The sequence below is a fragment of the Rhodopirellula sp. UBA1907 genome (assembly GCF_002337565.1).
Lineage (GTDB): Bacteria > Planctomycetota > Planctomycetia > Pirellulales > Pirellulaceae > Rhodopirellula > Rhodopirellula europaea.
In genome coordinates this window covers 11,886-20,082 of the sequence record NZ_DDGH01000041.1, presented here as the reverse complement: position 1 = coordinate 20,082, position 8,197 = coordinate 11,886, and the positions used below count along the sequence as shown (strand labels likewise).

The 8,197-nt window shown below is 55.6% G+C and carries 9 protein-coding genes; 5 read left to right on the top strand and 4 right to left on the bottom strand.

Going from position 1 to position 8,197, the window contains the following annotated elements; genetic code table 11:
* The 3 genes from B2R17_RS09195 to B2R17_RS09185 all read left to right on the top strand — a co-directional run.
* Positions 1 to 1,584: site-2 protease family protein (locus tag B2R17_RS09195; RefSeq protein ID WP_286763761.1), on the top strand; the 1,584-nt coding region annotated here is incomplete at its 5' end.
* Positions 1,585 to 1,648: 64 nt separating this feature from the next.
* Positions 1,649 to 2,548, top strand: a complete 900-nt coding sequence (locus B2R17_RS09190) for a DMT family transporter (RefSeq protein ID WP_286763760.1) — start codon at positions 1,649 to 1,651, stop codon at positions 2,546 to 2,548.
* Positions 2,549 to 2,626: 78 nt separating this feature from the next.
* Positions 2,627 to 3,562 (top strand): alpha/beta hydrolase, encoded by a 936-nt coding sequence (locus B2R17_RS09185; protein WP_286763759.1) that lies wholly within the window; start codon positions 2,627 to 2,629, stop codon positions 3,560 to 3,562.
* A gap of 111 nt (positions 3,563 to 3,673) precedes the next feature.
* Here B2R17_RS09185 and B2R17_RS09180 read toward each other — a convergent pair whose 3' ends face one another.
* Both B2R17_RS09180 and B2R17_RS09175 read right to left on the bottom strand, forming a co-directional pair.
* On the bottom strand, positions 3,674 to 4,711 hold the full coding sequence (locus B2R17_RS09180) for an SMP-30/gluconolactonase/LRE family protein (protein ID WP_286763758.1): 1,038 nt from the start codon (positions 4,709 to 4,711) through the stop codon (positions 3,674 to 3,676).
* Positions 4,712 to 4,788: 77 nt separating this feature from the next.
* Positions 4,789 to 5,790, bottom strand: a complete 1,002-nt coding sequence (locus B2R17_RS09175; RefSeq protein WP_286763757.1) for a formylglycine-generating enzyme family protein — start codon at positions 5,788 to 5,790, stop codon at positions 4,789 to 4,791.
* 311 nt (positions 5,791 to 6,101) lie between these two features.
* Between B2R17_RS09175 and B2R17_RS09170 the strand changes: the two genes are divergently transcribed.
* A complete protein-coding gene (locus B2R17_RS09170) occupies positions 6,102 to 6,605 on the top strand; it encodes a hypothetical protein (RefSeq protein ID WP_286763756.1) in 504 nt (167 codons plus the stop codon).
* Positions 6,606 to 6,647: 42 nt separating this feature from the next.
* Here the strand turns inward: B2R17_RS09170 and B2R17_RS09165 are convergent, their stop codons facing one another.
* Both B2R17_RS09165 and B2R17_RS09160 read right to left on the bottom strand, forming a co-directional pair.
* A complete protein-coding gene (locus B2R17_RS09165) occupies positions 6,648 to 7,226 on the bottom strand; it encodes an ECF-type sigma factor (protein ID WP_037249452.1) in 579 nt (192 codons plus the stop codon).
* 104 nt (positions 7,227 to 7,330) lie between these two features.
* Positions 7,331 to 7,831, bottom strand: a complete 501-nt coding sequence (locus B2R17_RS09160; protein WP_286763755.1) for a hypothetical protein — start codon at positions 7,829 to 7,831, stop codon at positions 7,331 to 7,333.
* 45 nt (positions 7,832 to 7,876) lie between these two features.
* Here B2R17_RS09160 and B2R17_RS09155 point away from each other — a divergent pair.
* Positions 7,877 to 8,197 (top strand): hypothetical protein (locus B2R17_RS09155; RefSeq protein ID WP_286763754.1); only part of this gene is annotated, 321 nt, incomplete at its 3' end.

The window sequence follows — 8,197 nt, the reverse complement described above, 5'->3', positions numbered from 1 at the left end:
GGCGGACCTGCTTGGCAAGCCGGCGTGCAACCGGGTGGAAAAGTCGTTGCTGTCGGTACTCTCGAAGATGACTCGCAATTGCCTTTCAGTGAAATGCAATTGAAGATCATGGAAGCCGGCATCGAATCGTCCGAGGCCGCCGTTCCAGTTCGCTTGCAATACGGCGACGACACTCGCGAATATCAGTTGGTGACGCAGGCGAGTCCGATCGAACCCGATCGACGCATGATCGGCATCCAAAGCCCGACCGGCGACACGCTGTTCTCAGAACTGCCCGCGATGCCAAACTCAGTCGCCGCCGATGTGGTGACCGACGAGGACGCCGGGGCCAAAGTGGTTGGCTTTGACGATCAAACGCTGGATGCATCAGCGATCATGCCCATCACGCCATTGTTGTCTCGCATTCACACCGCACCATCACAACCGATCAAACTTCGATTGGTACGCACCGACGAATCCGAACATTCGATGACCCTGCCGCCGCAGAAGGCGAAGGACTTCGGCATCCAATTCAAAATTGGACCGATCAAAGCGTTGATGCAAAACGGTCCAGCCGAAAAGGCCGGAATGAAGGTCGGCGACCAAATCATTTCCGTGGGTGACGACGCAAACATCGACGCCTATCAAATGGTGCTCGCGGATGTTCAATACGACGAACCGATGAACATCACCGTGCAGCGTGGTGAAGGCGACTCCCGCGAGGAGGTCGAATTATCACTGACGCCTCAGCGTATCGAACAAACGATGACGCCCGTGTCAGCGTTTGGCGAAATGATGTCGGTTGATTCACTCGGGTTTGCCTACGAGCCAACCGCAGTGGCTTCGGAAGTGATCTCTGGCACCGACGCATCCGCAGCGGACGGAAACGAGACCATCCAGGTCGGAGACGAACTCCGCGAAATCCGCGTCCAGTTTGCGAGTGCCAAGGATCGCGAATCGATCGAAGATGAGTTGTCCGAGACCGCAATGGAAGCCTTGACTGAAGGTTGGGAAATTGGCCCGACGCAGCCGCTTGGCAACTTGATGGAAACAATTCAACTGTTGCCCAACGGAACCAAGATCATCGCCACTGCGATTCGACCGCCCAATGGCACCGTCGTTGAGCAAACTTTGACGGTTCGTCAATCCGATCGATTCTGGTATGACCGCGGATTGAACTTCACCCCCGTCGAATCCATTCGCAAAGCGGATTCGTTGGGGATGGCACTTGCCCTGGGCGTGAGCGAAGCCAAACGCCGAATGGCCGATGTTGGTCGCTTCCTCAGCATGCTGGTTCGAGGAAAAGTGAAGGCCAAGTTTGTTGGTGGTCCGATCCGGATCGCACAAATGGCCAGCCACCAAGCCGAAAAGGGTTTGTCCGCGCAGCTGATGTTCTTGACGATGCTGAGCATGAACCTGGCGATCCTTAACTTCCTGCCAATCCCGGCGCTCGATGGGGGCCACATGGTCTTCCTGACCGCCGAGTTGATCCGCGGGAAAAAGGTCGACGAAGCGATGGAAATGCGACTGACGTTTGTCGGCGTGTTGGCGTTGCTCGCTCTGATGATCTTCGTCTTCACCAACGACATCCTGAACCTTTTGTAGCTCCGAAGCATCTCCGCTGGGATCTTCTTGATTTGATCTCCATCGATGGTGCGAAAGGGATGCGGTGAATGACGACTTGGGCGAACCACGCGACTACCTGAAGCTGCACTTCCTGGTATTCGTGTGGGGCTTCACGGGAGCCCTGGGCGAATTGATACAACTGCCAGCGGTGGAGATCGTGCTGTTCCGCAGTGCGATCGCATCCGTGGTTCTGGCCTGGATCGTTCGCAAGTCATGGCGTGTTCCCGCGAGGCGAGCGTTGGCCATGTTGGCAACCGGCGGCCTGATCGGACTGCACTGGGTGCTGTTCTTCTTGGCGGTCAAAGTCGCCAATGTCTCGGTGTGCATGGTTGGGATCGCGACGGTTTCGTTGTGGACCGCGTTGCTGGAGCCCTTGATGATCCGTGGTCGAAAACTTCGTCGCATGGATTTGGTCTTCGGTGTTTGCGTGATCGCCGCTGTTGCGGTCATCTTTCAAAGCGAACTACAGTACGCGGGCGGATTCCTGATCGCAATCGTCGCGGCATTCACCGCCGCCGTGTTTTCAATTTTGAACGGCCGGTTTGCCGTCACGACTCCCCATCGCGTCATTTCACTGTATGAGATGATCGGCGCATGTGGCTTCTGTGCCGCTTGCTTGCCGTTGTCGGCGTTCTATCTGAGTGAAGGCCAAGGCCTCGATCTGGTGCCTTCGCCAAGCGATGTCGGGTGGCTGCTGGTCTTGGCCGTGGTTTGCACGGTCTACGCCTACAGTGAGTACGTTTCGCTTCTCAAACGCCTCTCCGTTTTCACCATCAACTTTGCAAACAACCTCGAACCCGTCTACGGGATGATTCTCGGAGCGATCCTGTTCGGCGATTATCGGACGTTGGGCGTTGGCTTCTACTTTGGTGCGACTGCGATTGCATTTTTGGTGCTCGCACACACCGGTTGGTCGCGTCGAAAACGATTGCCAATTGGATGAGTGCAGCACCGTCGGGCTTGGGTTAAAATGAGGAGCTCTTCTCTTCCTCGTTGACTCCCACCCAAGTTTTGCATCCCCATGTACGCAAACGCATCTCAGTCACTCGCTAATCCGTTGACTCGCAGGTTTCTGATCGGATGCTCCGCCTTTCTGATTTCGGCGCTGCTTGCCGCTCCCGCTTCAGCGCAACGAAACAAACGCGGCCAAGATCCGGCCCTCAAACCGCGTCCGGTCAAACTCAAAACCAAAGACAACATTGAGCTGACCGCGTTCTACTTCCCGTCCGCGGAAGGCAAAGAAGCGATTCCGGTGCTGTTGATTCACGAGTGGAAAGGACAGGGTTCGCCTTATCAAAAACTCTGCATGGCGATGCGATCGGCCGGTTTGGCCGTTTTGTTGGTCGAATACCGCGGCCACGGGAACAGCCGACAGTACACGAAGCCGAACGGCGACAAAGAAGATTTCAACATCTCCAGAATGGGGAAACGCGACATCCAGGCGATCATTCAATATGACCTGGAAGAAGCGAAACAGTTCCTCAAAGAAGAGAACAACGAAGGCCGCCTCAACCTCAACGCATTGGCCGTTGTTGGTATCCAAGAAGGTGCGATCATGGCCTCGCACTGGGCGGTTCGCGACTGGGGCTTTCCCAGCGTCGGACGTTTGAAACAAGGGCAAGACGTCAAAGCATTGGTGTACGTTTCACCAGTGAAGAACTTCAACGGTCTGACGATTGACTCCACTTTGCGAGACAGAAACGTTGGCGTGCTGCCAACGATGATTGTCGCGGGCAGAGAAAGCCCGGAAGCTGACGAAGCCGAACGTTTGGGCGGACGCATCACCGCACTTCGTAAGCGATTGAAGATCGATGGATTGGAAGTCAAACTCGAAAGCACTAGCTTGAGCGGTCCTGCCTTGATCAACGAAGTCCCTTCCACGGCATCGGACATCGTCAAGTTCATCAAGGCTAACGTGCCGGTCAGCGAAAGCGAAAACGAGTGGATCGAGCGTTGATCTCTCCTTGATCAGTCTCTTCGGTTTCCAAAGAACATGCCCAGCGTATCGTCTCGTGCGATCCGCTGGGCTTTTTCGTTTTTCGATGCTGCCTTCGCGGTCGACGAACGATCAATTGGAAGGCAGACTCGGAAACGCCGGGTCACCCACCGCGATGGTTGGCACGCTCCACAGAGTTCCTCCCGCCGTCACGAAAAGCGTTTTTAGGTCATCACCGCCGAAGGCGCAATTGGTTGTCTCGTCGCGAGGTATCCGCAAGTAGTCGAGCAGTTCGCCCTCTTGCGAAAAGACATAAATGCCCGCTGTGGGCAGTTCCGCGGTTTCTTGCGGCAGATGAGGTTCGTTCAATCCTGCGGCAACATAAAGACGTCCTTGTTCGTCCAATTTCATTCCATCAGGACCGCGTGTCGTCCCCCAATCGTGGATCATCGTTTGACTCTCAACGTCAACATTTCCATCGGTTTGCAAATCGAATCGCCACAGTTTTCTCGCGCCGCCCAAACCGTTGTTGTTGTCGGCGACAAAGAGGTATCGATCGTCCGAGGTGACAACCAAACCATTGGGGCGGTCCACTTCGTGAGCGATGATTCGCGAAACGGTTCCGTCGAGATCAATCCGATAGACACCTTCAACATGTTTGCCCGCTCCGTCGACCAACTCCATCCCCGAGCGGTCGCCATACTGCGGGTCGGTGAAGTAGATCCGGCCACGTGAATCAATTGATAGGTCATTGGGCTGGTTGAATTTCATCCCTTCGAAACCATCGGCCAGCACGGTTTTGCTGCCGTCCAATTCCAGCCGAACGATCCGACGCTTCACGGCTTCACAAACGACCAACCGCCCCTCTCGATCGAACATCAATCCGTTCGAACCGGAGTCTGCTTGATAGACCGACGTATTGCCCGCTCGGTCTCGCAGGTTGATGTTGCCCTCGCCGCTGGTGAACAAACCCTTTTCAGGATGCCAGGCTGGTCCTTCGCCCGCGCCGTGCTCCTGAAGCAACTTCGGCGGGCCCGCAAAAATCGATGCGGACTGACGAGATACGGAGTCGTTCTCCTGACCGACCGCGATACTCGCCGATCCACAAATGAGGCTCACCGCCAAGGCCAACTTTGCCGAACGATGCCAACTTCCAAGACGTATATTCAACTTCGTTTCCTTTATCAATTCGAATCCCGCAATTCTTCCCAAAGTTGCGAAGGATAGCCCAATTCCAACGCAACGACTCAAGGCTTTACAAAACCAAAGGTCCCTCGGCCAGACTCCACCCTCGCTTCAACGTCTTCTCTCAAACGATCCGAGTCTGCTTCCCAGTACAACTCACGGAGCTGATCACTCATCTGCGTCAAAGGACTGATGATTCGAAAACCGGTTGCACGGGATTCGTCTGATGTTGCCCACCATGGACTCGGTGGATAATCCGGATCCTCGTCCCACCAATCTTCTGTGCTGCGAAGAATGGAACCGCATTGGCAATCCTTGGCATCCGAGTTGAAATTCCCGCCAATGGCAACGTGCCCACGAAACAGACCCGTTGTCGCGGTATCCTCGATCACCCATTCCGAAACATTGCCCTGCATATCGTGCAGCCCCAAGGAACTCGCGAGTTTCGTACCTGCACGAATTGTTTCAACCGTTTCGGTGTTCTCAAAGTGAACAGCAACATCATCGACAAGCAGTTCCGGTTTCTGACCTGAAACGCATGCATGCTGCCACTCACTTCGGAGCGGCAACCGATAGTCCAGTTCGCAAACCAGACTCAACCACTTCGTGTACTGCCGCGCAGCGAATTGGCTGGTGGTTGGCACCGGCGAATCGGAGGCACCTGCGAATGCAAAATGGAACGAGTAGTCGTAGACATCCGTGGGGCTGGAAACGCCATCCACCTCGTCAAACCCGGGCCGCTCGTAGCCCTTTCGAAACGCCGCTTTTCTGTGAGCGTAGTACAGCTGCCGATACGGCATGTACTGCTCCATCGTGATCTCCAATTTACCCATCCAGAACGGCTCAATCGCCACCGCCTGCACCTTCAGATCTGGATCGACTTTTGGCTTGACATGAGTCGCACCCGTTTGCTCCACCCCCGATGCATCGATCGATGATGCCGGCGGAGGAGGCGGTGGCTTCAAAACGATGGTGCCACCGGCGACCGGTACCATCTCGATTTCAACGTTTGTCCCCGGAATTCGCTGGGTGTAGGCGACCATGAATCCCTGGCCAGTCTTCACGGAGCGTTCATCCGCCGGAGGTTCGGATTGCACTCTCGATTCTGGCCCTCGAGCTTCCGCTCCCGAATGGCAAAACGCGAGAAGCGGTGCAAGCAAGACGAATCGGTTCCAAATCAACATGGCTGCGTGCAAAAAAAGCGGTCGGAAAACATTTATTCTACTGTCCTTTGAAGCATCACCCATGAACGGACGGTGCTTGCAAGGTACCCATCCTCCCCACCAAGCAAAATCGGCGAACCGATCTAGACTCCGGCGACCGGAAAACACGAAAGAAGAGCTTGCCCCATTTCATCGATTGGAAAGGATTTTCCATGGACGAGCCCACCCCTTCGACCTTCGCCTCCGTGCGTGACGGATTTGCCGCCATCCGTGAACTGATTCTTGTTCTTGCGATGCTGGCCTTGTTCCTAACGCCCACCACCGTTCGCGAAATTTTGCAGGACGCGGGCATTCGGTCGTTTGCCGGGGTCGAGTTCGATGAGAAGACGTTGACCGAAGTCGAAAACGCGGAATCACGCGTGATCGAACTCGAAAACCAATTGGCACTCGCGCAATCGCAATTGGAATCGATCGCTCAAATTTCGCCGAATCGAGTCGATCCGCGACTGGGCTCTGTTTCACGATTGCTGGCCAACGCGCAACAAAGTGCGTCCAAGATGAGCGACAGCTTGGAAGAAGCCAAAGGCAAACAAATCGAACTTTGGCAGCGTTCGGGACGGCCGCCTCGCACTCACGGTCGCGAAGAGTCACCAGCCCGGGATCAACCCGAAATCGAACAAGCCTTGGTTGCTCCCGAAGAACTGTTCAATCGCTGAGTCGGCGGGCACCCAAGATCTCCCGCCCGACGGTCGAGCAACCTACGCGTCGTCGCTTCGAAGCTGCTCGAACAACTTCGCTCTCGCCAAACGCCAGTCACGCTCCACCGTCGCGACGCTGATTTCAAGAACCTTGGCGACTTCTTCGTTCGTCAGTCCGGAAAAGAACCTCAGTTCCACGACTTCACGTTGGCGTGGTGACGTCGCTTCCAACCCTTCCAACGCCGATTCCAAATCTTCGTATTGGCAACGGTTGTTGGCCTCAAAGTTGTCCAGCACCACATCCAAGGAAGCTCGCTGGTAGTCACCGCCACGTTTATTGGTCCGTCGACGCCGTGCGTGGTCGATCAGGATCTGCCGCATCGCCCGGTTGGCCATTCCAAACATGTACCGACGATCGGACACATTCTTCAGTGCCTCGGTGTCCAATAACCGCACGCAGGCCTCGTTGACCAGCGCGGTCGCTTGCAACGTGTGATCGGGACGCTCGCCACGCATCAACGCCCCCGCCATGTCTCGCAGTTCAGACTGCAACGTCACAAACAACTTTTCGCGAGCCTCTTCGTCGCCGTTCTTGACCTGCTGCAACAGCATCGAGACTTCGGTTTCAGGTTGGCTCACGAGACAAAAACTCCAACGACGAGACGGGTACGAAGGCGGTGGTGCCGATCTGACAATGAAATCAAACGCCCCGGAAAGCATACCCGCTTTTCGATCCGCCGAGGTCACCGATCGATCGCTTCCAAGACACGACGTCGAACGGCCGGAGCAAGGTTGCTATTGCGAACTTCGTCTTCGATCTGGTCACGCGTCCCTTGGTAGCGAAGCGGTGCTGGATGCAGATTCGGCAGATCCAAATTCACTGTCACTTGGTCACCATTCTGGCTGACCGAAACGCTTTCATTGCTACCAGCAAAGGCAGACGTGGAAACCGCGACACCGGTCCGGCCAGGCAACGACCACTGATTGATTCGTGGGAACGGTTGCCCGAATTGGGATGCGTTGGCCTGAGCCCGACGAGCACTGTGAACAGGAATCATCTGGCCACGCCGCATCACGAGCACGTTCGTCCGGGCGAGCTTGGGTGCACCATCGCGTTCCAGCACGGGCATCCCGTCGACCGACATCAACACGTCACCGCGTTTGAGTCGGAAGGGAGCGTCTTTGGATTCGACCACTTGTTCGACGACCAAACCGTGCCCAGGTGTCAGCATGGGACAATGCATTCGCAACAATTCCGGAACGGGAGCGAACTTCACCTTCCAATCTGAATGAAGGGAATCGGCGGCATCGATCTTCTCGGGCGGCGCACCTATCGCTGGCTGATCGGCATGCAAGACTTGCAACGCGAAAAAGGACAACCCGAGACAGAGAACGGAAGCAAGGAGGAGACGTTTCATGAGAACACCTTGAGATTTGGTGATGGAGATGCGGTTGTGACCTCGCCCGAGGTCACTGAGAAAAGAGCGTCGGATCCTCCGACGTTCGTTGATTTCGAGAGTGTCAAAAAAGGGAAAGTCGTTGGTTGCTGTCCGCGAGTTCAGCAGGCAAATAAGCGTCTTGAGTATATGAGCCGAAGGGCGTTAGCCCCG

Bases quoted from the DNA above. Each gene is read 5' to 3' on its own strand.
- B2R17_RS09185 (WP_286763759.1), top strand. From the start codon at position 2,627: ATGTACGCAAACGCATCTCAGTCACTCGCTAATCCGTTGACTCGCAGG.
- B2R17_RS09170 (WP_286763756.1), top strand. From the start codon at position 6,102: ATGGACGAGCCCACCCCTTCGACCTTCGCCTCCGTGCGTGACGGATTT.
- B2R17_RS09160 (WP_286763755.1), bottom strand. From the start codon at position 7,831: ATGCATTGTCCCATGCTGACACCTGGGCACGGTTTGGTCGTCGAACAA.